General features: G+C 42.7%; 23 protein-coding genes. 10 read left to right on the forward strand and 13 right to left on the reverse strand.

The annotated features are described in order from the left end of the window. Window positions 1-156: 156 nt before the first annotated feature. The 6 genes from QZ076_RS18130 to QZ076_RS18155 form a co-directional block, all read right to left on the reverse strand. Complete coding sequence (locus tag QZ076_RS18130) at window positions 157-1,452, reverse strand: NCS2 family permease (protein WP_293715707.1); 1,296 nt, start codon at window positions 1,450-1,452, stop codon at window positions 157-159. A gap of 10 nt (window positions 1,453-1,462) precedes the next feature. Next, window positions 1,463-2,167, reverse strand: coding sequence for a DUF5020 family protein (locus tag QZ076_RS18135; RefSeq protein ID WP_293715710.1), 705 nt, complete (start codon window positions 2,165-2,167; stop codon window positions 1,463-1,465). 88 nt (window positions 2,168-2,255) lie between these two features. Further along, on the reverse strand, window positions 2,256-3,203 hold the full coding sequence (locus QZ076_RS18140; protein WP_293715713.1) for a calcium/sodium antiporter: 948 nt from the start codon (window positions 3,201-3,203) through the stop codon (window positions 2,256-2,258). A gap of 205 nt (window positions 3,204-3,408) precedes the next feature. Beyond that, window positions 3,409-3,615, reverse strand: a complete 207-nt coding sequence (locus tag QZ076_RS18145; RefSeq protein WP_293715716.1) for a hypothetical protein — start codon at window positions 3,613-3,615, stop codon at window positions 3,409-3,411. 41 nt (window positions 3,616-3,656) lie between these two features. Beyond that, window positions 3,657-3,869, reverse strand: a complete 213-nt coding sequence (locus QZ076_RS18150; RefSeq protein WP_293715719.1) for a hypothetical protein — start codon at window positions 3,867-3,869, stop codon at window positions 3,657-3,659. Between the two features lie 227 nt (window positions 3,870-4,096). After that, entirely contained in the window at window positions 4,097-4,495 is a 399-nt protein-coding gene (locus tag QZ076_RS18155; RefSeq protein ID WP_293715722.1) for a hypothetical protein, read from the reverse strand. Between the two features lie 88 nt (window positions 4,496-4,583). On the opposite strand from QZ076_RS18155, the gene menA reads away from it, so the two are divergent. Next, window positions 4,584-5,483 (forward strand): 1,4-dihydroxy-2-naphthoate octaprenyltransferase, encoded by a 900-nt coding sequence (menA, locus tag QZ076_RS18160; protein WP_293715725.1) that lies wholly within the window; start codon window positions 4,584-4,586, stop codon window positions 5,481-5,483. 212 nt (window positions 5,484-5,695) lie between these two features. On the opposite strand, the gene QZ076_RS18165 is transcribed toward menA, so the two are convergent. From QZ076_RS18165 to QZ076_RS18190, 6 genes are all read right to left on the reverse strand, one after another. Further along, window positions 5,696-6,619 carry a DMT family transporter gene (locus tag QZ076_RS18165; RefSeq protein ID WP_293715728.1) on the reverse strand — a complete coding sequence of 308 codons (924 nt, stop codon included), beginning with the start codon at window positions 6,617-6,619 and terminating at the stop codon, window positions 5,696-5,698. Window positions 6,620-6,718: 99 nt separating this feature from the next. Beyond that, window positions 6,719-7,264 (reverse strand): DJ-1 family glyoxalase III, encoded by a 546-nt coding sequence (locus QZ076_RS18170; RefSeq protein ID WP_293715731.1) that lies wholly within the window; start codon window positions 7,262-7,264, stop codon window positions 6,719-6,721. A 10-nt stretch (window positions 7,265-7,274) separates the two neighbouring features. Beyond that, window positions 7,275-8,111, reverse strand: coding sequence for an energy transducer TonB (locus QZ076_RS18175; protein ID WP_293715734.1), 837 nt, complete (start codon window positions 8,109-8,111; stop codon window positions 7,275-7,277). Window positions 8,112-8,116: 5 nt separating this feature from the next. Further along, window positions 8,117-8,527, reverse strand: a complete 411-nt coding sequence (locus QZ076_RS18180) for a biopolymer transporter ExbD (RefSeq protein WP_293715737.1) — start codon at window positions 8,525-8,527, stop codon at window positions 8,117-8,119. An 8-nt stretch (window positions 8,528-8,535) separates the two neighbouring features. Then, window positions 8,536-9,195, reverse strand: coding sequence for a MotA/TolQ/ExbB proton channel family protein (locus QZ076_RS18185; protein WP_224265841.1), 660 nt, complete (start codon window positions 9,193-9,195; stop codon window positions 8,536-8,538). 87 nt (window positions 9,196-9,282) lie between these two features. Beyond that, complete coding sequence (locus tag QZ076_RS18190; RefSeq protein WP_293715740.1) at window positions 9,283-9,999, reverse strand: pyridoxine 5'-phosphate synthase; 717 nt, start codon at window positions 9,997-9,999, stop codon at window positions 9,283-9,285. An 85-nt stretch (window positions 10,000-10,084) separates the two neighbouring features. On the opposite strand from QZ076_RS18190, the gene QZ076_RS18195 reads away from it, so the two are divergent. The 9 genes from QZ076_RS18195 (at window position 10,085) to QZ076_RS18235 (ending at window position 21,383) form a co-directional block, all read left to right on the forward strand. Next, window positions 10,085-10,744, forward strand: coding sequence for a CBS domain-containing protein (locus QZ076_RS18195; RefSeq protein ID WP_075556764.1), 660 nt, complete (start codon window positions 10,085-10,087; stop codon window positions 10,742-10,744). A 12-nt stretch (window positions 10,745-10,756) separates the two neighbouring features. Beyond that, window positions 10,757-11,632 (forward strand): NAD kinase, encoded by an 876-nt coding sequence (locus QZ076_RS18200; protein WP_293715745.1) that lies wholly within the window; start codon window positions 10,757-10,759, stop codon window positions 11,630-11,632. Window positions 11,633-11,952: 320 nt separating this feature from the next. Beyond that, window positions 11,953-12,513, forward strand: coding sequence for an RNA polymerase sigma-70 factor (locus QZ076_RS18205; protein ID WP_293715748.1), 561 nt, complete (start codon window positions 11,953-11,955; stop codon window positions 12,511-12,513). An 82-nt stretch (window positions 12,514-12,595) separates the two neighbouring features. Further along, window positions 12,596-13,588, forward strand: coding sequence for a FecR family protein (locus tag QZ076_RS18210; RefSeq protein WP_293715751.1), 993 nt, complete (start codon window positions 12,596-12,598; stop codon window positions 13,586-13,588). Window positions 13,589-14,001: 413 nt separating this feature from the next. Next, window positions 14,002-17,085 carry a TonB-dependent receptor gene (locus tag QZ076_RS18215; RefSeq protein WP_293715768.1) on the forward strand — a complete coding sequence of 1,028 codons (3,084 nt, stop codon included), beginning with the start codon at window positions 14,002-14,004 and terminating at the stop codon, window positions 17,083-17,085. Window positions 17,086-17,097: 12 nt separating this feature from the next. After that, complete coding sequence (locus QZ076_RS18220; RefSeq protein ID WP_293715754.1) at window positions 17,098-18,786, forward strand: RagB/SusD family nutrient uptake outer membrane protein; 1,689 nt, start codon at window positions 17,098-17,100, stop codon at window positions 18,784-18,786. 17 nt (window positions 18,787-18,803) lie between these two features. Beyond that, entirely contained in the window at window positions 18,804-20,483 is a 1,680-nt protein-coding gene (locus QZ076_RS18225; RefSeq protein ID WP_293715757.1) for a hypothetical protein, read from the forward strand. 235 nt (window positions 20,484-20,718) lie between these two features. Then, complete coding sequence (locus QZ076_RS18230) at window positions 20,719-21,012, forward strand: type II toxin-antitoxin system HigB family toxin (protein ID WP_293715759.1); 294 nt, start codon at window positions 20,719-20,721, stop codon at window positions 21,010-21,012. Between the two features lie 5 nt (window positions 21,013-21,017). Continuing rightward, window positions 21,018-21,383: a helix-turn-helix domain-containing protein gene (locus QZ076_RS18235; RefSeq protein ID WP_293715762.1), complete on the forward strand. Its 366-nt coding sequence runs from the start codon at window positions 21,018-21,020 to the stop codon at window positions 21,381-21,383. 245 nt (window positions 21,384-21,628) lie between these two features. On the opposite strand, the gene QZ076_RS18240 is transcribed toward QZ076_RS18235, so the two are convergent. After that, complete coding sequence (locus QZ076_RS18240; RefSeq protein ID WP_293715765.1) at window positions 21,629-24,760, reverse strand: ATP-binding protein; 3,132 nt, start codon at window positions 24,758-24,760, stop codon at window positions 21,629-21,631. Between the last annotated feature and the right edge of the window lie 546 nt (window positions 24,761-25,306).

Raw genomic sequence — 25,306 nt, forward strand, 5'->3', positions numbered from 1 at the left:
CTTCACGCACCAGCGTGAAGTTCAAACCTGGTAAGGTATTACTGAAGGTTTTGAATGAGGTGAAGGGGTAAAAGAAGGGGGGAATTCTTGCTGTTTGTTGTTGTTTCATTTTAGTGAAACTAAATATAAACAACAACAAACAGCAAGATTCTTTAGTTATGCAAATATAAATTTCAATAGGAACAGGGCTGCGAGTATATACATCGTTATACTTATATCCCTATGTTTTCCGCAGAACAGCTTGACCAATACATAGCAAAGTAATCCCAGTACCATTCCGTCTGCGATAGAGTAGGTGAGTACCATCATAATAATGGTAATGAAAGCCGGGAGTGCTTCGGAGATATCATCCATATCTATTTTGGATACCGAGTCCATCATAAACACCCCGACAAGCACTAAAGCCCCGCTTGTCGCCGCACTGGGAATAAGCAGGAACAACGGTGCAAAGAACAAAGCCAGGATAAACAGTAATCCCGTTACCAGGGAAGTAAAACCGGAACGCCCTCCTTCTGCAATACCCGAAGCACTTTCTACATAAGTGGTAATGGTCGAACTACCCATCATCGCTCCGATCGTAGTACCTATTGCGTCAGACATCATAGCCTCCTTCACATGCGGAATATGACCGTCTTCCTGCATGATTCCGGTTTTAGAGGCCAGGCCGACCAAGGTCCCTACCGTATCGAATATATTCATAAACAATAAGGTGAAGATCACGACTGCCATATCCAATGTAAGGAACTCGGAGAAATCGAATTTGCAGAAAGTAGGCTCTATCGAATGAGGCATGGAGACCGGAAGAAAACCTTCCGGTATTTCCGTCACTCCCAGCGGTATCCCTGCCAACGTACAAATCAGGATACTGTAAAATAAAGCACCCTTCACCTTCTTTACGACCAGGATCCCGCTCAGCAGGATCCCTGCCATTGCGAGGACGGAAGACGGTGTGAACTCTCCGAACATAACGAATGTTGCCGGGTTCGGGGCAATGATCCCTGCATTTTTCAACCCTATAAAAGCGATAAACATACCGATCCCGGCCGAGATGGCATATCGCAGGTTCATCGGGATACTGTTAAGAATGATCTCCCGGATGTTCAGGAAAGTGATCAGGATAAATATCACCCCTTCGACAAACATCGCCGTCATTGCTGTTTGCCAGGAATACCCCATTCCCTGCACCAGGGTAAAAGCGAAAAATGCATTTAACGCCATACTCGGCGCCTGTGCAAACGGAAGTTTGGCCATAAAAGCCAACAGGAAAGTTGCAATAGCGGAAGCCAGTGCCGTTGCTGTGAAGACAGCCCCTTTGTCCATTCCGGTAGTGCCCAGGATAGAAGGGTTGACAGCCAGGATATAACTCATTGTCAGGAAGGTCGTTATTCCTGCGATCACTTCCGTTCGGATTGTCATGGTCTGTTTGTCAAACCCCAATAATTTTTGTATCATATATTTTGGATTAATCGAATGTCCACTTTATCGCCAGCGTCGGAATGGTATAAAAACCGTTGCGGCCGCCGAAGTTATGACTCAGTTCCACTTCACTTCCAACACTCAGCTTAAACTTATCATCAACACCTTTCAGCTTGTTTAAGTTCACCCATATCTGCGGTTCGGAAAGGAAAATGAAGTTCCCGTGGTCGTTCTTCTCCCGCCACCAGTCGGCAAACCCGCTGAATGTGCACAACCCGTTTTTAGCAAAATGAATATACCAGGTACCCGTCAATTGGAAATTGTTCGGGCTGCGGTGTTTCTGGATATATTTGTACATGGGAGTAAAAGTAAACCCTTTGGAGAAGTCCTTATTATTATATGTATAGGTGAAACCGCCGAGGTAAGCGTTATTATAAGAAGCCCCCTTCATCAGTCCCCCGTTATATTCTATATGTACGGAGAAGGGCGGTTGCCAGAACTTCAGTTCGCGGGCAATCTCCCAATAGGCCGAAGCGACACCCTCTTTTTTGTAATCCATATCTATAAAGAAATAAGTGCTTCCCCACTTATCGGCCCTGAACATTTCGACAGTAGAGGTCAGAGCTGGTCGGCCGTCGAGGTCTTTGTCATAAAGAGCTCCGCCAAAATCATAATGTAATTGGATATTTTGCGCTTTCCCGCATAGAGTAGTGGCCAGTAGGATAAAGGCCAGAGTAAAGAACTTTTTCATTCCGATCGTTTAATATGGTTTATTGTTTGGAAAGCTGCAAAGATATAAAAAAAGCAGGACTTCCTGTAAAAGCCTGCCTTGTATTATCTTATATCAGATCCCGTAATAACCATGCCAGGTAACACAGGTAGATAACCAATAAGACCCACCCTTCGGCTCGTGATATTTTTTGTCCGGTTTTTACAACCGGCAATAGGATCACTGTTAGTCCGAGCATGACCAGTAGATCGATGTAATTTACGTTTTTAGCCACGATCGGATGAATGACCGAGCTGGTTCCCGCTATTGCCAGAATGTTGAACAAATTCGACCCCACGATATTACCGATCGCAATATCCTGGTTTTTCTTCAAGGCGGCTACGACAGAGGTCGCCAGTTCCGGCAGACTTGTCCCTGCGGCAACCAGTGTAAGGCCGATAACGGCCTCGCTAACTCCCAGCTCCTGTGCAATCGATACTGCATTGTCGACCATTAAATGAGAAGCAAAGATAAGGATTACCAGTCCGCCGAAGATATACAACACATCCTTATACCAGGGATCAGGTTGTTTTTCCAGTTCACCTTTGTTTTCTTCCACCTTTTTCTCATGCTTGCGCGAGTAATAGAGGCTAAAAGCCGTATAAATAATGATACCGGCAAGGAATAGAGATCCTTCCAGGCGGTTTAAAGTACCGTTCCAGAAAAGAACTGTAAGTAAAACGGTCGACAGGATTAAAAGAGGAATATCTATCCTGGTCAGTTGGCGTTTGGCTTGCAGAGGATGGATGATTGCAGAGATACCGAGAATGACGGCGATATTGAATATGTTAGACCCTACAATATTACCGATGGCAATATCTCCCTGTCCGGTTAAAGAGGCGTTAATACTGACAACCAGCTCCGGAGCACTTGTCCCGAATGCTACGATAGTAAGCCCTATCACCAGATTCGAAACATTTGCTTTTAGGGCGATCTCCGCACTCCCCCTTACTAACCAACCTGCCCCGATATAAAGGGCAAACAATGAAAGAACTAATAATGTTACACTTGTTATCATGGCTGCAAATTTACAAATCTTTTTATTACAATGTCCGGCTTCCTGCTGCCCGGCAATCGTGAGATTGCCGTAGCCAAGTAAACAGCAAGTTATTTTTTAGGCAGAAAAACGTACCTCGGATAACCCCAGGAATCACTCCGGAGTAACAACAGGAAGCATATCAGACATTTCAGTTAGGGTTGTTAGGAATATTCGTATTAGTGATTTAATATTCGTATTCTTCTTTTGGCTGTTTAGCTTCTATACGCATCTGTATGCCGCGAAGTACAACCATAATAACTGTAACCAGTCCGAGAACTCCCATTGTTACATCCTTTGCAACAATATTCTCAAAATCCGTAGTACCGATCAGTACTAAAATGATAAACGACAACATCATGGTTGCATCTACCAAATCTTTATTTATCTTCATTTTATAAACTTTTTAATTGTGACTTTTGTTTAAATTCGGAATTATTCTTTCTTGTCGATAACAGCCTCTTCCGTAGAATCCGAGCTGCTTAATCCCTTCATTATACCATATAATCCATAACCTAAAGCTCCCATTACAATGAGCAATTTCAGATAATCGTTAGGTATAATCGAACTACAAGCTAGTACACAACCAACAATAGTTATAATAACAGAAAGATAAATACGGCTTTTATTTGATTTTTTAGTTGACATAATATTTTGATTTTAATATGATTAAATAATTAATAAACGGATCATACCAACAGCCCTCCCAAATGACAGGCAGTATCGGCAATCCCCAAAGAACGCAAAGCGTTCTATGAAAGGCCTCAGCTGGTGAGCGTTAAGCGTAGTCTTTCACCGTAGCAGCGAAGCAGGTGAAGCCTTGATCTTTTGTTTACTTTTCTCCTGATAGAAAAGTAAAAACAATCCTATTAAAATCAAATAATGAGCTTCCGCAGGACAAACACATGTTGTGCCATGCGGCAAAGGAGGGTGGAAAGATTTATGGTTTGACATTCTGATACATTTTGTGAAACTTTGCGCAACGCATTCATTTCCTTCAGGCGAATATCCTGGAGTACTCTTTCTGCAATTTTCTGAATACGCAAGTTGAATGTATTATTAGTCGATTGAACCGTTCTGCGTGCAGTGAGTCCGTTGCTTCCTTTCAGATCCGTACTTAATACGGTCAGGAAGTATTGCATGTCCGCAGAATTTTTTTCCTTCATAATAGCTTCATTTTTCGACACGATGATATCGTTGCTTTCTGTCTCCTCCTGGGGAGAAAAAAGCAAAATGCCGAAAAGCAGAGTCAGTATGAATAGAATATTTTTCATGCCGCAAAGATATACGAATTCTTATTAAAAAAACAAATGATTGTACTTTTTGTTTATACTTTTGTCCGTTAATTGTGAACGCGAAGAAATGAAAGCAGAGAAGAACCTTTTGAAATCATGGTTGGAGGCCGCCCGTCCTAAGACGTTGCCGGCATCATTGAGTCCGGTGTTATTAGCTTGTGTTTTAGCTTGGTGTGAAGGTGTATTTAGGTTGATACCCGCTATTTTGTGTTTTGGTGTTGCTTTGCTGGCACAGATAGCCAGTAATTTTGCCAACGATTACTTTGATTTTAAGAAAGGAGCCGACAAGGAAGACCGTCTGGGGCCGGAACGGGCAGTAGCCCAGGGATGGATCACTCCCCAAGCCATGTTGCAAGCCACCTTCCTCACATTGGCCCTGTCGTGCCTGTGCGGCTGCATGCTTCTGTTCTATGCCGGCTGGGAACTGATACCCGTCGGGATCGCTATCGCCCTTTGCGTATTGGCTTATTCTGCCGGACCCTTTCCACTGGCTTATAATGGGCTGGGGGATGTCTGCGTGGTTTTGTTCTACGGTATTATCCCGGTATGCTTCACCTATTATGTGCAGGCGCTCTCATTCTCGCCCTTGTCCTTTTTATTGTCTTTATCAGTCGGATTGCTTTCTACGAATATTCTGGTAGTGAATAATTACCGCGACTACGTGCAGGACAAAGCCGCTCGTAAACGAACCACCATTGTCCTTTTCGGCCGGGGCTTCGGGCGGGTGTTTTATCTGCTGAACGGTGTCATTGCACTTTTGCTCGCCATGCCCCTGATATTCGATGCCCCCTGGTGGATACTGTTTCTTTTTGGAGCCTTTTTCACCCTCTTTTATACCACCTGGCGCGAACTTTACCGTTTTGAAGGCCGAGAACTCAACCGGACACTGGCACATACCGCTCGCAATGTCTTTATCTTCACCCTCTTATTGTCTGTACTGCTAATCGCTTTAACGACAGGGTTATAGCTGTAACCGCCTACGCTCTTTTATGCAAGGAAAAACCTTGTCTTTTGCAGGAATTACCGGAGAGCTGCTCAATGAATTTGCTGGACAGCAGCGTAGCGAAGGACTCGTCGTGAACACTGGTGCGGGTAGGCTCTAACTATCTGTTCCCCATCCTGAAAGAAGGTAAAGGAAAGAGATTTTGGCAAAAGCAAAGGAATAAGCAAAAAGAATAATCAATGCTTGGGATAATGAAATATGGCCCTGCGGAGACTCCGCACGGTTTTTTGTATGGTTTTGGATAAGATGATCATTGTTACGGCTATGATTATAAGCAGAATACCGACAGCTAGATTGAATGTGAACGGTTCTCCGAATACCAATACACCGACAAATACAGCCGTTACAGGTTCCATAGCCCCCAGTACGGCAGTGAGTGTGCCACCGATATTGTGCACAGCCAATACGAGCGTTATGTTGGATATCACTGTCGGTACGATAGCCAGCAAGATCAGGTTGACAACCGACATGGTATCGGGAATGGGTTGTATCCCCTCATTCGTGCTCGCTTTAATGGCAAACAGGAGGGTACTAACAATAAATACGTAGAACGTTAGTTTCCTGCCAGTCATATTGTGTATCCGCGATTTATTGACGGTCGTGATATAAAGGGCATACCCGACAGCCGAAAGCAGTACGATAAAGACACCCAGTACGCTCAACTTCATTTCCCCTTCGTTGATAGACAGACGTGCGACCCCGCAGATCGCCAGGCCGATCGCCAGCAGCGTGACCCACGATGTTTTTTCGCGGAAAAACACCAGCATGATGAGTGTGACGAATATCGGATAGGTGAAATGTAACGTAGTGGCAATCCCCGCCGACATAAAGTTATATCCCCAGAAAAGGAACATGGCGGATGCCGTGTAAAAGAAGCCGAGCAATATCAGTACGGGGATATCTCTTTTGTCGATGCGCATGGATTCTTTTTTTGCAGCCATGATACCGATAAGGGCTATCGAAGCAAAAAGGAAACGGTAGAACAGGATCGAATCGAACTGCATCCCCTTTGCCATAAGCGGCAAAGTAAATAATGGTATCAAACCGAATGTAGCCGAAGTGGCAATGCCGTATACGAATCCTTTCAAATTGTTGTTCATCTTTTTCCTTTTTACCTTTTGCTAAAACGGCTGCAAACATACAAAAAAGCCGCGATATTATCAGGTAATATCACGGCTCTTAAATATTATTTCAGATGATTAAACCAACAGACCGGCGGCAACTTCTTCGGCTACAGCCTGGCTTTTGATAGCTGCTACCAGGGCAAGACCGAAGTTAATGACTAGTCCGGGCCCTTTACCGGTTATGACATTGTCGGATACTTCAACAGCTTCGCCTGTTACGTTCGCACCGATCAGCTTCGGTTCGAAGCCTGGATAGCAGGTGGCGTTACGGCCTTTCAGCAATCCCAGTCCGCCTAGTACCATCGGTGCTGCACAGATGGCGGCAACGATCTTTCCTTCACGGTATTGCTGCAACAGGGCTTCTTTTACCGGCTCCGAATCATTCAGGTTGGCTGCTCCGGGCATACCGCCGGGCAGTACAAGCGCATCGGCTCCGGCCAGATCTGCTTTTCCCAGTGTCGTATCGGCTGTAACCGGAACATTATGTGCTCCCGTTACAACAGGATTGTCTGTGATGGAAACAGTTGTCACTTCGATACCTCCGCGGCGCAGGATATCGATTGTACCCAGGGCTTCCATTTCCTCGAAACCGTTGGCTAAGAATACAATTGCTTTCTTCATGTTATTTCCTTTATTTAAGTTTATATACATAGGTGATCGTACCGCTCTGGTTGTTCGCCCCGCTTATGCTGTTGAACTTCGCACGTTTGGCGGCATCCAGTGCACTTTTACGCATGGAAGCGTTGTCGATGTTGGTACCTCTTCCTATTTCTGTAAATATTACATTTCCTTTCGGATCGACCGTAATGTTAATAACAATACGTCCTTCTTCCTGGATCGTGTAAGCGGGACGGGGCAAACCTCCGGCTCCTATAGAACGGCCGTTGAGGTTGAATGAACCGTAGCCGCCTACGCCTTCGTTGGCTCCGTGGTCGGAGTTGCCGAACGGGCTTCCCTGGTTGCCTGTTCCGGTTTCTGCGTCACCCTGGCTGTTGCCTTCAGCGCCACCGATACCGAATGCTCCGGCAACACGGTTACTGATGGCCTGTTCCTTCTTGCGACGCTCTTCTTCCATACGTTTCTTTTCTGCCTCTTCGCGTTTGCGACGATCCTCTTCCTCTTTTCGTTTACGCTCTTCCTCTTTCTTCTTTTGTTCCTCTTTCTTTTTGGCTTCGGCCAGAGCAACACTTTCTTCGATGTCCTGCGTAATAACCTCCTCTTTCGGTGTTTCTACCGGCGGAGTGGGTGGAGGGGGAGGCGTAGTCGTTTCCTGTGGCAGTTCCTGCCCTGTATACTTCGGTTCGAAGGTACCGGCGGCGGAATTGACATTCCCGAAATTGACCAGGACACCCCCGTCTTCTTCCGGAATTTCCGTCCGTAATACCGTGAACAACAGGATCAGAAAGATCGCCAGGTGGAAAGCGACTGAACCGGCTATACTGTATATGTCATCTTTGTTGAATTTCATATCTGTTATTTCTGCGCACGGGTGGCAAGCACCATCTTGAATTTGTTTTCGTTCGCTATGTTCAGGATCTTTACGATTTCTTTATAAGGAACTGTCTCGTCTGCATAAAGGGCGACGAACATTTCGGGCTCTTTTGCGTAACTGTCTTGCAGGAACGGGGTGATCTCGTCGAACGTGACCTGCGTTTCCCGCTGGTTACCGAAGGCTACGTAGTAATTCAGGTTGGCATCGATGGTAACCCGCGTAAGCGGTTTGGCTGCCGTTTGCTGCTTGGCTTGCGGCAATGTTACCTTGATGGCATTCGGAATGACTACCGTAGAGGTGACCATAAAGAAGATCAACAGCAGGAATATGACGTCGGTCATGGAGGCCATGCTGAAGGCTTCGTTTACTTTTGTTCTTCGTTTTAGTGCCATTCGCTTTCTTAATTAGCCGGTTCGTTCAATAAATCCATAAATTCCATCGTACGGGCTTCCATTTTATTCACCACGTTATCTACCTGCGATACCAGATAGTTGTAAGCAAACAAAGTGATGATACCGACTACCAGACCGCCGACGGTGGTTACAAGTGCTTCGTAAATACCTCCGGACAGTAAGGATACATCGACGTTCGTTCCGGCATTCGCCATATCGAAGAAGGCGCGTACCATACCGGTTACCGTTCCGAGGAAACCCAACATAGGAGCTCCGGCAGCTGTCGTAGCGATCAGCGGGAAACCTTTTTCGAGTTTCGCAATTTCCAGGTTACCCACGTTTTCGATGGCAACGAGTACATCGTTCATCGGACGTCCCAGACGGGTGATGCCCTTTTCGATCATACGGGCGGAAGGGGTGTTGGTGCTCCGGCACAGGTTCAGCGCCGAGTCTACTTTTCCTTCGTGGATATAGTCTTTGATACGGTTCATGAAATTCTGGTCTTCTTTACCCGCACGTCGGATAACTAATAAACGCTGGATGAAGATGTAGCCTGCCATTAGCGATAACAGCAATAGTACAACCATGATCCACCCTCCTTTGAACGCAAGGTCTATTACATTGATCTCTGCTTCAGTGGGGACTGTTACTGCCGTCAGATCCGGCATCTGCTCTGCTGTCTGTGCCCCTACTGCCTGTAGGGAAAGTAAAATACTCATAGATTTGTATACTTATTCGTTAATATTAGTACGTTATTATTGTTGCAAACATGCTTTATATAAAGAAATGGTTTCCTGTAATCCGTGATACAATGCATCGCAGATCAGGGCATGACCGATAGAAACCTCTTCCAGCCAGGGGATGTTCTGACTGAACCAGGCCAGGTTCTCCAGACTCAGATCGTGGCCGGCATTGACACCCATTCCGAGGTTCTTTGCCAGTTGGGCCGCTGCCACGAAAGGAGCAATGGCTTCTTCCTTGTTTACGGGATAGTCGGTTGCATAGGGTTCTGTGTAGAGTTCGACACGGTCGGTTCCGGTTTTAGCCGCCAGTTCGATGTTGGCAAGGTCGGTTCCGACAAAGATAGAAGTACGGATACCTTGGGCGGTGAAGGTATCGACCAGTTCGCTCAACAAGTCGAAGTTCGCTTTTACGTCCCATCCGGCATTGGATGTGACGGCATCGGGTGCGTCCGGTACTAAGGTTACCTGTGTCGGTTTAACTTTTAATACCAGGTCTATAAAATTGTTACAGGGATATCCTTCTATGTTAAACTCTGTCCTGATAAGAGGTTTTAGTGCATATACATCGCTGTATTTAATGTGACGTTCGTCCGGACGGGGATGAACCGTAATTCCTTGTGCACCGAAATTTTCGCAGTCTTGTGCGACTTTTAGAATGTCTGGCATGTTACCTCCGCGTGCGTTACGGATGGTTGCAACCTTGTTAATGTTTACACTTAAATTTGTCATCGTATATCGTTATATCTTTTTTCTTTCATTACATTTGCACAAAAGTATCGGCAAATTTAGCAGAATTAAGGGAATTAACAGAATAATGTTGGTGAAAGATTTCATAACGAAGGAACTTCCCGTGTTAAAAAGTTTTGACACAGGGGAATACGCGTTGGCATTGATGGATGATTTTAAGTTAAAACATCTGCCTTTGTTGAGCGAGGGGATATACCGTTGCCTGATCTCGGAAAAGGATCTGATGGCTATGCCTGATCCTGCGGCAACGATCGGCGAGCCGGTTCTGTTTGCTCCCAGTGTGACGGAGAACACACATATCCATGAGGCGCTTGCTTTGATCGCCCGTTACCAGTTGAGCCTGCTTCCGGTGGTCAGTCCGGAAGGTGAATACCAGGGCGCGATTACGAGAGAGAAACTGATCGATATTCTTTCGGAACTGTGCAATGCCGAAACTTCGGGCAGTGTATTTGTCCTGGAGGTGATGCCGCAGGATTATTCGCTTACGGATATTGCCCGTTTGATCGAATCGAACAATGCGCATGTATTGAATCTGCTTTCATATACGGATAAGGATACCGGACGTTTGCATCTTATTATAAAGATAGATCTGGAGGATGCCTCACCGGTAATCCGCAGTTTCGAGCGTTTTAACTACACTGTCCTCTATTATTTTATGGAAAAAGGGATGGTGGATGATCTGTTGCAGCAACGGATGAACGAGTTGTTGCATTATATGAATATTTAATCGGGTTTTAATATGAAAGTAGGCATATTCGGCAGTGAGTATCAGGTAGAGAAACAAAGTCAGATAAAGCGTCTGTTTGAAAAGCTCCGTTTGCAAGAGGTAGAGGTCTATGTGGATTGTAACTTTTACAACTTTCTGACAGATGTTCTCAATTTTGAACCGGCGATAGCCGGGTTACTGACCGACGATGATTTCGATCTGGATGTAGCCCTCAGTGTCGGAGGGGATGGTACTTTCCTGCGTACAGCGGCCCGGGTGAATCGGCAGGATATCCCTATTTTGGGTATTAACACCGGACGGCTCGGTTTTCTGGCGGATGTGGGAGGAAATGATATCGAAGATACATTGGATGAGTTATTTAAAAACTATTATAAAATAGAAGAACGTACTTTATTGCGTCTTCATACGGAGGATCGTGTTTTTAAAGGTTATAATTATGCCTTGAACGAGATTGCCATATTAAAGCGCGACACCTCATCGATGATCACGATTCATACTTCACTCAATGATGAGTACTTGGCTTCTTATCAGGCCGACGGCTTACTGATCGCAACACCGACCGGTTCGACGGCTTATTCGATGAGTGTGAACGGTCCGATCATCATACCGCAAAGCAATAATATCGTATTAAGTCCTGTTGCTCCCCATTCCTTGAATGTGCGTCCGTTGGTCATTCCGGATACATATACCATCACTTTGGGAGTAGAGAGCCGGAACAAATACTTCCTCATTTCACTAGACGGGCGTTCGGAAATATTCCCGACCGGCATACAGCTGACGGTATCGAAGGCGGATTATACGACAAAAGTCATAAAAAGATACAATCATACCTTTTATCAAACGCTTCGCGAGAAGCTGATGTGGGGAGCCGATGCAAGAATGAAATAGGGAGAGAAGTTATGAAACTGCTCTAAAAAGATGTTTTATAGCATGTTTTTGTTAAATCATATTAAAGGTATGAGAAAAACAAGTGAAATATTATGCTACATAACATAAAACCTCTATATTTGCACTGTGTTTTTCATGGTATTAGATTTAAGGTTAACAATGAAGATTGGCTGTCCGTGATGGATAGCCTTTTTTATTTTATACCGATTGGGCTTTCCTGAAACAATTATTTTTATATTTGCCTCTGATAAAATCCACATAAGTAATTTGAGTACGATTGATATCGGTCTTATCGATAAAGGAGAGGGAGGTTTAATGTTATGATCAATACATCCAGGGATGATGAGTATGTCAAGGCTCTGAGTAACGGTGATTCGAAAGCTTTCGAATTGCTATTTCTGCGGTATCAGCCGAAACTTGTCTATTTTTTTGCAGGCTTTGTGCACGATGACGAGATTGCCCAGGATTTGGCTCAGGATCTTTTCTTCAATCTTTGGAATAACAGAAGCAAGCTTTCGGATATACGCCTGTTTCAATCTTACCTCTATCAGATGGCACGTAATATTTTATATAATTATTATGATCATTCTTTGGTGGAGGAAAAATACGGAATCGCGCAGTTTTTGTCTCCGTTGGTGTCTGATGATCCGGAAGAACAGTTATTTGCCAGAAACTTACAGGATTTGATCAATCTCAGAGTGGAGCAGATGCCTCCCCAGCGGAGGTTGATTTTTCGTATGAGCCGGATAGAAGGACTGAATAATGAGGAAATAGCAAACCGGCTTAATATAAATAAACGAACTGTGGAGAACCATTTAACCGTCGCTCTGGCGGATTTAAGGAAGATGCTTAAGATTTCTGTTCTGCTCTTTTTTCATTAATTCTGTACTTTCTGTAAAAAAATCAATTTTAGACTGTGTGTAAAACCGGAGTTCGCTTTCTTATTTATAAAAAGCGATAATTATGTACGAAAAAGAAATAAAGGAGATAATCAGGTTATTTTTTGGAAAACGGTTTTCGAAGGACGCTCAATTGCGTTTTCGTTATTGGCTTCGGTCGGAAGAAGATCGTGATGAAAAGGAGGATGTCCTGCGAGAGATGTGGGAGGCAAGTCCGTCTGATGTTTCGGAACAAACCTGGAACAGGCTGTCGGAAATGCAGGACAGAATTGCAAAATCACGAAATGTAGCATTACCCGGAACCCAGAACCGACGCTGGATGAAATATGCAGCGGTAGCTGCCATCTGGATACTGACTGTGTTCACTACGCAGTATTTCTCAGAGCAGGACGTTAAAATAATATCTCCCAAACTGACCGAATTTTATGTTCCTTATGGCGATAAGCAGGAGTTAACGTTGTCCGATGGCTCTGTCGTTTGGGTAAATGCCGGGTCGGTTCTTATTTATCCTTCAGAGTTTGCAGCAGCCACACGTACTGTTTTTCTTAGTGGAGAAGCTTGTTTTAAAGTGGCGAAAAATCCGGAACAGCCGTTTATCGTAAGTACGAAACATCTGGATATTCTGGCTTTGGGGACCGTTTTTAGTGTAAATGCTTATCCAGGTGCGACAGAAACTATCGCAACATTGGAAGAAGGAAGTATAAAGGTGGATACGAAACCTGCGAAGACTCAAGCTTCAGTTCTAAAACCTAATGAACAATTCGTTTACTCCCATTTGACACACCAGTTCACGATCAATGTGGTTGATGCAGAACAGATATCAGCCTGGAAAGACGGTTATCTGATATTTAAAAATGCAACCTTTGAGGAAGTGACCGCCGTTTTGGAACGCAAATATAACGTGACAATTAATTATAATGCGGAAAAATATAAAGGGCGTACCTATTATGTGAAATTTAATCCGGATGAAAGTATAGAAGATGCACTTTTGATTTTAAAACATCTGATAGAAGATTTCAGATACCGGATAACGGGACGAACAATCAGTATAAACTAAAAGAAAGGAGGAACCACAACATATATAAAAGAAAGACGGGGAGAACGACCGGCAAAATCTCCTCCCCGTATTTTGAAATCATAGAATACCATCAAAAACATTTCAAGTAATATTAAAAAACAGTATTCATATTAATAAAAACACACAAAGATATGAGAATTACCTTTCTAATACAATCAGAAAAGACTAAAATCTTTTCATGTATATTGATTACATTCCTATTGTTAGCTTTTGCTCCTTTTGCAGAGGCACAGAATCAAAAGGTTCATCTTTCCGGAACGGACATTTCTCTTCGTACTGCTTTTGAGCAGATAGAGAAACAAACAAAGATGTCGGTAGATTATGATGCGAAAATACTCGATACCTCGCGTCCGGCTCCTCAGGCTACAGGAGAAACAACCGTCAGCGAGCTGATGAAAGTATTGCTGGAAAACTCCGGTTGTACGTTTACTATACAGGGATCGCATATTCTTATCTCCAGGCAGGTGGTTGCAGAAAATAAGAATAAGATAACCGGATCGATAACTGACGAAAGAGGAGAACCTGTAATAGGAGCATCTGTCCTGGAAAAAGGAACAACCAATGGAACCATTACCGATCTGGATGGCAAATTTGTACTGGAAGTACCTTCAGGTGCCGTCTTATCAGTCAGTTTTGTTGGCTACCAGACTCTTTCCGTCGATATCGAGGGGAGAAGAAATGTCAATATCACTCTGAAAGAAGATATGGAACAGTTGGAGGAAGTTGTTGTCGTAGGTTATGGAACACAAAAGAAGTCGAGTTTGACTGCCTCTGTAGCTACTGTTCCTGCCGGGGAATTGAACAAACAAGTGGGGCACTCCGTTGCATCCGCTTTACAAGGACGTACTCCGGGTGTGGAAGTGTTGCAAAAAGGAGGAGAAGCCGGTGCTGATATCAAGATACTTGTGCGCGGAGCCGGTACATTCGGTGCGACAGAGCCTCTGTATGTTATCGACGGTGCATTCTCCAACAATGGCCTTAACTCGTTGAATCCATCGGATATCGAGTCTATGGAGATTTTGAAGGATGGTTCTGCGGCTGCCATTTATGGTTCGCGTGCAGCGAATGGTGTAGTTCTGATCACCACGAAACATGGTCAGAAGGGAAAGGCGAAAGTGGAGATCTCGGCAAATTACTCTATGCAAACACCTTCAAAATATCTTGATTTCCTGGATGCAAACGAACATCGTGAATATACGAAACAGCTTGTCGCTAATTCCAGCAATCAGACCCAGGCACCGGAGAATGTAAATCCGAGTAATCCGGGTCTCTACACGGACTGGCAGGATGCTTATCTGAGAAACGCCCCTATGTATAATCTGAATGCAGCTATTTCGGGTGGCGGAGAATATTCGACTTTCAATACCAGTATCGGTTATTTCGACCAGCAGGGTATTATGGAGTTTTCCGGCTTCAAGAAGTATAATGCACGCGTAAACGGAACCTTCAAGAAAGGCCGTCTGACTGTCAGTGAAACGCTTTCTGCCGCATTTACAAATAAAGAACCGCAGGTAAGAATGGTTATGGGAATTCCGACCATACCGATGACAGATGCGGAAGGAAGATATGTATCGGCAGGCAGGGAATTCTATGTGAACGAAAGGAAAGTGACCAATCCTTTTGCTTCCTATTCCAATACCGTCAGAAGAAATAAGACGGTCAATGTAACAGGTAGCCTTAACATCGGGCTGAACTTGTTTAAAGGGTTGGATTATAAACTGGTATTGGGTGGCGATTATATATCGACAAATAATAATTCCCGCTCCATCGCATTCGACTCCAACTGGGATGCAAATGGTGACCCGGATCCCGATTACAGCAGGACGCTCAATTCCCTGTCGGAAAGCCGGGGGCAGCGATTCAATTATACGATCGATAATATATTGACTTATAAAAACACCTTTGAAGGTCATACTTTCGATGCAATGATAGGAACCAGCTGGATGCGTGAATATTACAGGACGATGGGAATCGGTTCGGGCTCTACGGACCTGGGAGGTCCCAGCATTACTATATATAATGGAAAAGGAGATATAACGAGTGAGGAATATAATTCTGCCTTACTTTCATTTTTTGCGCGGTTGAACTATGACTATAAAGATCGTTATCTCGTTTCTGCAAGTATCCGTAGCGATAAGTCCTCGAAATTCGCCAAAGGGAACCGGGTAGGGTATTTCCCATCTGTTTCTATCGGTTGGAATATTCATGAAGAAGAATTCTTTAATGTCGAGTGGATCAGCAGAATGAAGATTAGAGCCAGTTATGGAGAACTGGGGGCAAACTTTATCGATCCTTATTCATTCCTTTCTACGGCATACGGTCCTATCCCGGCAGTGTTTGGTGAAAGTCAAACCGGACAGGAAAGTGTGATGAACGGTTATGTTACTAAATTCGCTCAGGAAAATTTGACATGGGAGAAGTCGATCTCTAAAAATATCGCGTTGGAGATGGCCTTTTTGAATAATCAGCTGTCATTCACAGCTGAGTATTTCTGGAAAGAAAACAATGATCTGCTTGCTCCGTTGTTGCCTTTGGCTTCATCCGGACAGACCATTATGACCAACGGTGGCGATTTGCCTGTTTTCAACTCTGCATCGGTAGAAAATAAAGGTTTTGAATTTACGGTAGGTTACCGTAAAGATTGGACTGATTGGAGTTTGGGAGTAACTGCCAATATCTCTGCTCTGAAAAATAATGTGAAGAGTCTGGGCGAAGGAGTACAGCCGATCAAAGCGGAAGTGATGATGAGCGGTTCATTCAACGACCGACCTACCATTACAAAGCCGGGACTTCCTATCGGTACGTTCTGGGGATATGTAATCGATGGTTTTGATGACGACGGAAACTTTATTTTCCAGGATAATAACGGTAGCGTGGATGGTGTGTTGACAGGAAAACCGGATGGAAAGATCGATGAAAACGATAAAACAGCCATTGGTAATCCTCATCCGGACTTTACTTATGGTCTGAACATCAATGTCGGTTATAAAAACTGGGACTTGACGGCTTTCTTCCAGGGTACGCAGGGGAATGATATTTTTGCTTTGATGAAATACGATTGGTATTTCGGTGGTGCCAACAGTGCTATTCTGAAAGATGCTTTCTATAACTCATGGACTCCGCAGAATACGAATGCCGAAGCTCCTAAGTTGAATAGCAAGAACAGCTCAGGCATTAACTCGCTTCCAAGTACATTCTATGTAGAAGACGGCTCTTATTTCAGATGCAAGAACTTACAGATCGGCTACTCTTTCGACAGGAAGTTGTTGCAGAAACTCCACGTCGATCTGGTACGGATTTATGCGGGTGTACAAAACCTGTTCACTATCACCAAGTATCCGTTGTATGATCCGGAGGTGAGCTCCAATGCGTTGTTCGACAGAGGTGTGGATGGTTTCTGGCAGGCACAGGAAAGTCCTCATGAAGCGACAATGAACTCCAGAGTATATAATATCGGTATCAATTTAACTTTCTAAACTTGTATGAATATGAAAAACAGTTTGTATAAAATATTACTATGGGTCATCGGTTTTGTAACTACCGGTATGATGACATCTTGTGAAGACATTTTCGATGAATTGTCTGTCAATCCGAACCAATTGGATGTGAACTCATTCTATACCACACCGGAAAATTGTAACAAAGGGGTTTTGGGTATCTATGGCTATATCTCTACTCCGCGTAACCTGGGAGCTTGCGGTTTTGGGTTGATGCTGACCCGCAGCGACGAAGGTTGCTCGGTTGCCGATTATGGTGTGCCCGGTGCATATAATGAAGAATTTACTCCTTCGTATTATTCTTTGGTACAGCCGTTTCAGCTGATGTATACGGCTGCATCGCAGGCTAACCAGATGATTGAAAGTCTTACTGATCTTGAATTCAGTAATAAGGAACAACATGACGCTTATCTGGGTGAAGCTTATTTCCTTCGTGCCTTCACGCATTTTTTCTTATTCATTAATTACAGGAACATTCCTTTGATCAAAGAATTGCCTAAAGCCCCCAACGAATATAAACCGCAGGCAACGCCTGAAGAAGCATGGGATTTCATTATCGGCGATTTGATTAAAGCAAAAGATCTGCTTCCGGGTAAAGATTATTGGGATTTAAAAAATAAAGGACGTGTCACCAGGGCTTCAGCATGTGCTCTTTTGGGTAAAGCATATCTTTATCGTTCGGGTATAGAACCAAAATATGGTACTTCCCAAACGACTTATTACGATGAGGCGGCAGCAGCATTTGCAGAGATCATCAATGGGAATTGCGGCGATTACAGACTGGTAGACGATTATTCGTGGAACTTCGATGTAACTCATGAAAACAATGCTGAGTCTATTTTTGAGATACAGTTTGTCGGTGTGCTGAATACCGGATTTAATCCTGGCTTTGTGGATAGTGGCCTGTTTAATGATGTCCGTTGCAAAATGTGTGTCATGAATAAAAACAGGAATTCGAATAGTTCGGCACAAGTAATGCATAATTGGTTATATGACAAATTTGTCGCGTCAAAAACGGTCGATGGAAAGACTGATCCACGTATGTTCGGTTCGTTTGTCTTTAATGATAATGCTCCGGAAATAGTGAATCCGGACGGAATGAAAGTTACCTTCCTGGAGAATAAAGACTGGGAGGCAGAAATGGGCTCCAAAGACGGAACGTTCGGTGAACAGTATGAGCTGGCGGCCGGATATAAGATGTGTAGTAGAAAATGGCTGGACTGGACACTTCCTCCGACAGATGATGCCGGCGGTCATTTTTTCAATGGTCGTGCACAAGGTGTCAACTGGAGAATGATCCGTTATTCGGATGTGCTGCTGATGTATGCCGAAGCTGTAGTGATGGGAGGTAAAGCAACAGCGAATATAACTCCGTTGGAAGCGATCAATCGGGTACGAGACAGGGCAGGTGTACCCCATGTTGCGGAAGCTAACATGGAAACTATCGAAAATGAACGTATTTTAGAGCTTACTTATGAAGGTTTCCGCTTTTTTGACTTACTTCGCTGGGGAAAAGTAGTGGATCGTTTCCGTGAGTTGGAAGCTTCCGATCCTTTGTTCAAGAAGTTTAGCAGGGCTCAATATATGGGTTTCCAGGAAAACAAAAATGAATGGATTCCGCTACCTATCGATGAAGTGGAAGGTAATCCATATATTGTTAAAAATAATCCAGGTTGGTAATTAAAATAAAGATAATCATGAAAATAGCTTATTATTTGATATGCACAGCTTTTCTTTCAGCTTGTGTCTCTTCGCAAAATAATCATCCGGCAGAAGATAATGGCAGGACTTTGCATAATGGTATCGTTCTTCCGGAACATTGGCCACCCGGCATGGTAGACGATGGCGTCCGCCATGAAATGCCTCTGCCATATATTGAAAATAAACCGGCTGTTATCCCTGTTAACCTGGGGCGTCAGTTGTTTGTGGATGATTTTCTCATTGCAGAAACCGATATGCAGCGTGTTTCCCATAAAGCTACGTTTTATGAAGGGAATCCGGTACTTGCCCCGGATAAGGAATGGGAATATACTTTCGAACGTGCTCCCTATGCTGCTCCTTTTAGTGATGGTATCTGGTATGATGAAACCGACCGGAAATTCAAAATGTGGTATCTGGCCGGGGCAGGATCTATGCACAAGCACCGTCAAAGTTTCTATACCTGTTATGCCGAATCGCTTGACGGCAAACATTGGGAGAAAGTCGATATGGATGTGGAACCGGGTACCAATATTGTCGACACCTGCGATAGGGATGCCGCTACCGTGTGGTTGGATAAAACTTGTCCCGATCCGGAAAAACGTTTCAAACTTTTCAATGTGGAGAAACACCGCGGTGGTTGGAAAGTTATTTTGAAATATTCGAAAGATGGTATCCACTGGTCGGAAGGAGTGGCGCAGTCTGGTCCGGTGGGCGATCGTACTACGGCTTTCTACAATCCTTTCACCGGAAAATGGGCACTTAGCCTCCGGCAGGGAGCTAAAGCAGACGGACGTTCCAGGGGATATCTGGAAAACGAAGATCCGGAAATGGCTGTCAGCGTGGCACATTCGTTAGCCGCGGGTATCAAAGATAAAAATATAGTGTTATGGTTTACTCCGTCGGATAAGGAATTGGTACATCCTGAATTTCCGGATGTAAGACCTGCAATTTATAACTTTGACGCGATGCCTTATGAGAGTGTCATGTTAGGTTTTTATGCAATGTGGAAAGGTCCGGAAAATGATGTGTGTGATAAATTAGGTATTCAAAAGAGGAATGAAATAGGCATGGGGTACAGCCGGGATGGTTTCCATTTCTATCGTCCTACTTACGAACCGATCATGGGCGTCAATGAAACGGACGGGGCATGGAACTGGGGCAATATGCAGTCGATTATCGGTGTACCGCTGATTGTAGGCGACTCCTTATATCTGTATTCCAGTGGAAGAATGAAGAATGATGTTATGTGGGATGGCTTTACTTCTACGGGAATGGCAACACTGCGTCGCGACGGGTTTGTTTCCATGCAAACTCCGGGACAGGGATTCCTTACTACCGGTAATATTAAGTTTGACGGCAAGTACTTTTTCGTCAATGCACAAGTAAAAAATTTACAGGTAGAGCTTTTGGATGAACAGGGAAAAGTAATCCCCGGCTTTTCTAAAGATGACTGTGAAGCATTGAAGGACCTGAATTCGACCAAACAAATGGTTGCATGGAAATCCGGAAAAGACTTGTCCTCTCTTGCTGATAAAGTGGTGAAAATAAAATTCTATGTAACCGACGGTGACCTGTATGCATTTTGGATTTCTCCCTGGAAAACCGGTGAAAGTCGAGGATACACAGGCGGTGGAGGCCCCGGGTTGAATCCGGCTGGAATAGATAAGCCGTTATGATGGGAAGGATGATTTCTATATAGTAAAATATGGTATGTAGTATATTTCGTTAATCATTAAAGGTTGGGTAAATATGCTGCATACCATGACGCTTTTGTGTAAAGATAGGCTATCCATGATGGATAGCCTTTTTCACGTTCTACCAGAATAACTATTGTTTATTGGATTCTGAAATATGAAATTTGATTTTGAAATATAGAATTGTATTCCTACCTTTGTATAAAAATAAATGATAATGAGGATATTTACGGAACAGGCATTAAAAGAATATGCAGAAAAGTATCCCGACTCAAGAGTCGCTCTTCAAGAATGGACAACGATAGTAAAACAGAGTAAGTGGACTAACTATGCTGATGTGAAGAAAACATTCAATAGTGTAGACAATGTTGGCAATCAGCATTATGTTTTCAATATCAAAGGTAATAACTATCGATTGGTAGTTGTTATTAAGTTTACGATCCAGTTCGTTTATATCCGTTTCATTGGTACTCATAAAGAATATAATCAAATTGATTGCTCTAAAATTTAAAGTGTATGACAAAGATAGAAAATCAGACTCAATATGAATGGGCTGTTAAAAGGGTAGAGGAACTTCTTCCACTGGTAGATGACAATACTCCACTGAATGATCCTAATAGCATAGAATTAGAGCTTTTGTCTAATCTTGTGGCTGATTACTCAGAGGAGCATTATGCTTTAGGAGAACCAACTTTGGTGGATGTACTAAAACTTCGTATGTATGAAATGGGGCTTAATCAAAAATCATTATCAAAACTGATAGGGGTAAGTCCTTCCCGGCTCAGTGATTATATCTCAGGTAAATGTGAACCTACTTTGAAAGTAGCCAGAGAAATTAATCGGAAACTGAATATTGATGCTAATATAATACTGGGAGTATAACGTTTTTGGACTACTCAATGGAGTTATATAGTAAAAACATGCCCTAAAAACATGTTTTGCAGCATGTATTTGTTAAATCATATTAAATATATGAGAAAAACAAGCGAAATATTATGCTGCATAACATAAAACCTCTATATTTGCACTGTGTTTTTCATGGTATTAGATTTAAGGTTAACAATGAAGATTGGCTGTCCGTGATGGATAGCCTATTTTTTTGTCCGTATATGAACTCTTTATATTTCCTATAACAGAATTATTCTTGAATTTATAATATCAGATAATTGTTCCTTCAATTTGTTTGCTTGAACGGGTTTAGCCATGTAACCGTCAAATCCATTTTCCATAACTCGTTGCTCATCTGATGCATAGGCAAAGGCTGTAATAGCAATTATCGGAGCAAGAGGATCAGTCTTCCGTATTTCTAAAGTCGCATCATATCCATTCATGACGGGCATGTTTAAATCCATAAGTACGATGTCAGGAGATTCGTTTTTAAACATATCCACGGCTTCTTTTCCGTTCCATGCGTGTAGGAGGTAGTAATCATCCTTAAGTATGGTCTGGAATAATTTATAGTTACTATCATTATCCTCTGCTATAAGGATTGTAAGGTGCTTTGTTTTAGATTTGACCTGTTTTTGTCTTTCTTCTATTTTTATCATTTCTTGAGCCGGTACGTAAGGCAGCTCAAACCAGAAGGTTGAGCCTCTACCTTCCTCGCTTTCAACACCTATCTGCCCGTTCATATTCTCTACGAGCATGCGGCAAATAGAAAGTCCCAATCCTGTTCCCTGGGCGAAATGGTTCAATTTGACAAATCGTTCGAAGATGTCATTCTTTTTTTCTGCCGGAATACCTATTCCTGTATCTTTGATGAAGAAATATAACCTTTTACCTCTGATTTCATAACCAAAACGGATAGAACCTTCGGTGGTAAACTTGATTGCATTGTTTACCATATTAATGACTAACTGGGATATTCTGTTTCTTTCTGCATGGATATGGCATTGAGGACTTCCAGCTTTGAATATCAACTGTACTTTTTCGCTTTGTAGTTTCAGTCTTAAGCTGTTCTCTAATTCCTGCATCAACTGGTTTAGTTCGAAATCGCTGTAGTTGAATTCCATGGTACCTGCTTCTATCTTTGATAAATCAAGTATATCTCCGATGAGTTGCAGCAATAGTGTATTATTATTCTCGATAATGTTTATGTATTCTTCCTGCTCGGAAGGCTCTTGTACCGAAGGTAGTAATGTGGAGAAACCTACGATTGCATTTAATGGAGTACGGATTTCATGACTCATATTAGCTAAGAAAGCAGATTTTAACCTGTTAGACTCTTCGGCCTTGTTTTTAGCATCGAGCAGACTGTTTTCCATTTTTTTACGTTGGGTGATTACCAGGGATGATCCGACTAATGTAACGGGGACTCCATTTTTATCACGGGTATCTACTGCTGCCTGGGCCTCGATCCAATCCACTTGAATGCCCTGGTTGGTATGGCTGACTATGCGGTATTCCTCTTTTACTTTCGAGCACTTGCCTTCTATCAGTTCGGTATAAGCTTGTCGTACTCGCTGGCGATCTTCTTTATATATCTTTCCGAAATATTGCGATTCGGGAACAGACAATAGCTTTTCACTCAGGCTGTCATCCGCAACGTCGAGTTCAACCTGGCGATTTACGTCACACAAAATGGTGTGTTCACGCAAATCCCATTTCCAGGGAACGATATTGGCGATGTCGAGCGCCATCGCAAGTTTATGGTTGATCGAATCTAGTTTCACTTGGGTGTGGTGAAGATCGGTACAATCGACACCGAAAATATCCACATAGTCAGATTGGAGTGAGAAAGTCAGCATGATGTTGAAATAGGAAGAAGATTGTTTCAGGTAGTAAGTGAAACTGATTGTTTTTTTCTCCATTTCCATGAACTGAAAATAACGGATGAACATCGTCAATGCGTCATCCGGGAGATCGCTCATTTTTTTGCCGACAATATCTCTGTCCAGGTGCATTGCATTCAGATACCGGTTGTTCACCTTATGAATAATTGCATCGATCACTTCGCCTGTTTCATTACGCATCAGGCATACCTTGCAATATAATACCGGCATATTTTCGAAAAGATTGCTTAATTCTGCATTCGCTTCAATCTCTTTTTGCTGTGCTATCCGCAACACTTTAAGTGATTTTATGCGGTTGAATTGATACAATGTAAACAATACTAATACGATGAATAAGACACCAAGTGCTATCAGGTGGTATTTATACTTTTCCAAAGCAGTTTTAGGAAGGTTAAGAAAAACGGCATCTGAGGGGCATAAATTTGTACTGATTCCTTTTTGCAGAAATGTCGGATAGTCAAATACAGGTTGTCCTTTTGGAATGTAAAAAGGAATATCCCTGGGGGCTTTGCCCCCGAGAACGGCGTTTAATGTCGTTTTTAACTGTTTATCGAATGTTTGCTGTTGGTAGAAATAACCGCCAATCATCCTGCTGTTTGGCATGACTGCATCTCCTAAAGCAAAGATCGGAATGGTTACATTAGAAATAACCTGGAATGTATTAGCCATTAACAGATCTCCTCCGGCAAAAGTTTGGCGAGTGAACCAGGATGAAAAAAGTACTCCGGTTGTGTTTCTGTCTGTTGTATTTAATTTAAATAATAAAGAATCTGTTGTCATTTCCGCTGCAGAGAGAAACTCATATTTTAAATCAGGATATGACTTTTTTAGTAAAATGCGTAAATCGTGGTCTAATTGCTGATTGACGTAACGGCCATCTCCAATAAATGTTAATGTTTCCATACCGGGGATTATATTCTGCATCAGTTCGATATTTTCAGGCAAGTAATTTTTTGCATGCAAAAAGGTGAGGTTGTAACTTTCCGTCAATTGCTCCAATGGAACTTGCTCGGTGATTTTTGCCGGATATTTTTTTATATAGTTTGCATTAGGACTTAAATAAGGCAACTCGGCACACAGAATCAAAGGTATGTCTTCACTCCAATGCTTTTTGAAATCGTCGGACATCATAAACGAACTGTTTCCCAACAACAGAATAGCTCTAGGTGCATGCGTGTATCTGGGAAAAAAAGACTCTTTAAACTTGTTTAGTTTGCAGGAATCATCGATCATTAACATATTCATGTTCTCAACGTAGAAATCTAGATTCGGATTTGTCGCTATTTCTTGCTGTATAGGGCTAATGAGCGCATTACTCCAGGTTGCATCGGAAGTATAACTGTTCAGGACCAATAAATAATCTTTATTGGAAACAGCCGAATTGTTGGCTATTAAATTCATGGCACAGGCAAGCTGCAGGCCTGTAAGAATTATTAAAATAGTGTTGAGGCGTATATTAGATTTCATAACAATACAATGTGAAATTTTAAAAATTGAGCAAATATAATATTTTTTCTGATATCTGTAATATCCACTGATATTTATTGATTCTTTTAACGAAAAACATGTATGCACTTGTGTTTTTTGTCAATATTTGTTAGTTTATTTTTATTAATTGTTGTAGCGGTGTATAGTAGTTCAAACATATTCTTAAAAGTAGGCGTAAAGGACCGTTTCCATAAATCATCAGCGGGAGATAAGATAACAAGAACTGAAGTGCTGGTGAGGGACTTTTTGAAACAGGTACAGTTATTCCATGGAAAAGAAAGACGTATCGATTTCTATGCAAATAGTTTGCATTTCGGAAATATTTCCTAAAGCGTACAGGGATCGATAGTTGGTTCAAATAGATTCTTTTAAATTATGTTTTAGAACATGTTTTTGTTAAACGTTATTAAAAGAATAAGAAAAACAACCAATAAGTTATGTTGTATAGCATAAATGCGCTATATTTGCATTGTGTTTTTCATGGTATTAGATTTAAGGTTAACAATGAAGATTGGCTGTCTGTGA

Source organism: uncultured Parabacteroides sp. (assembly GCF_905196875.1).
Classification (GTDB): Bacteria; Bacteroidota; Bacteroidia; order Bacteroidales; family Tannerellaceae; genus Parabacteroides.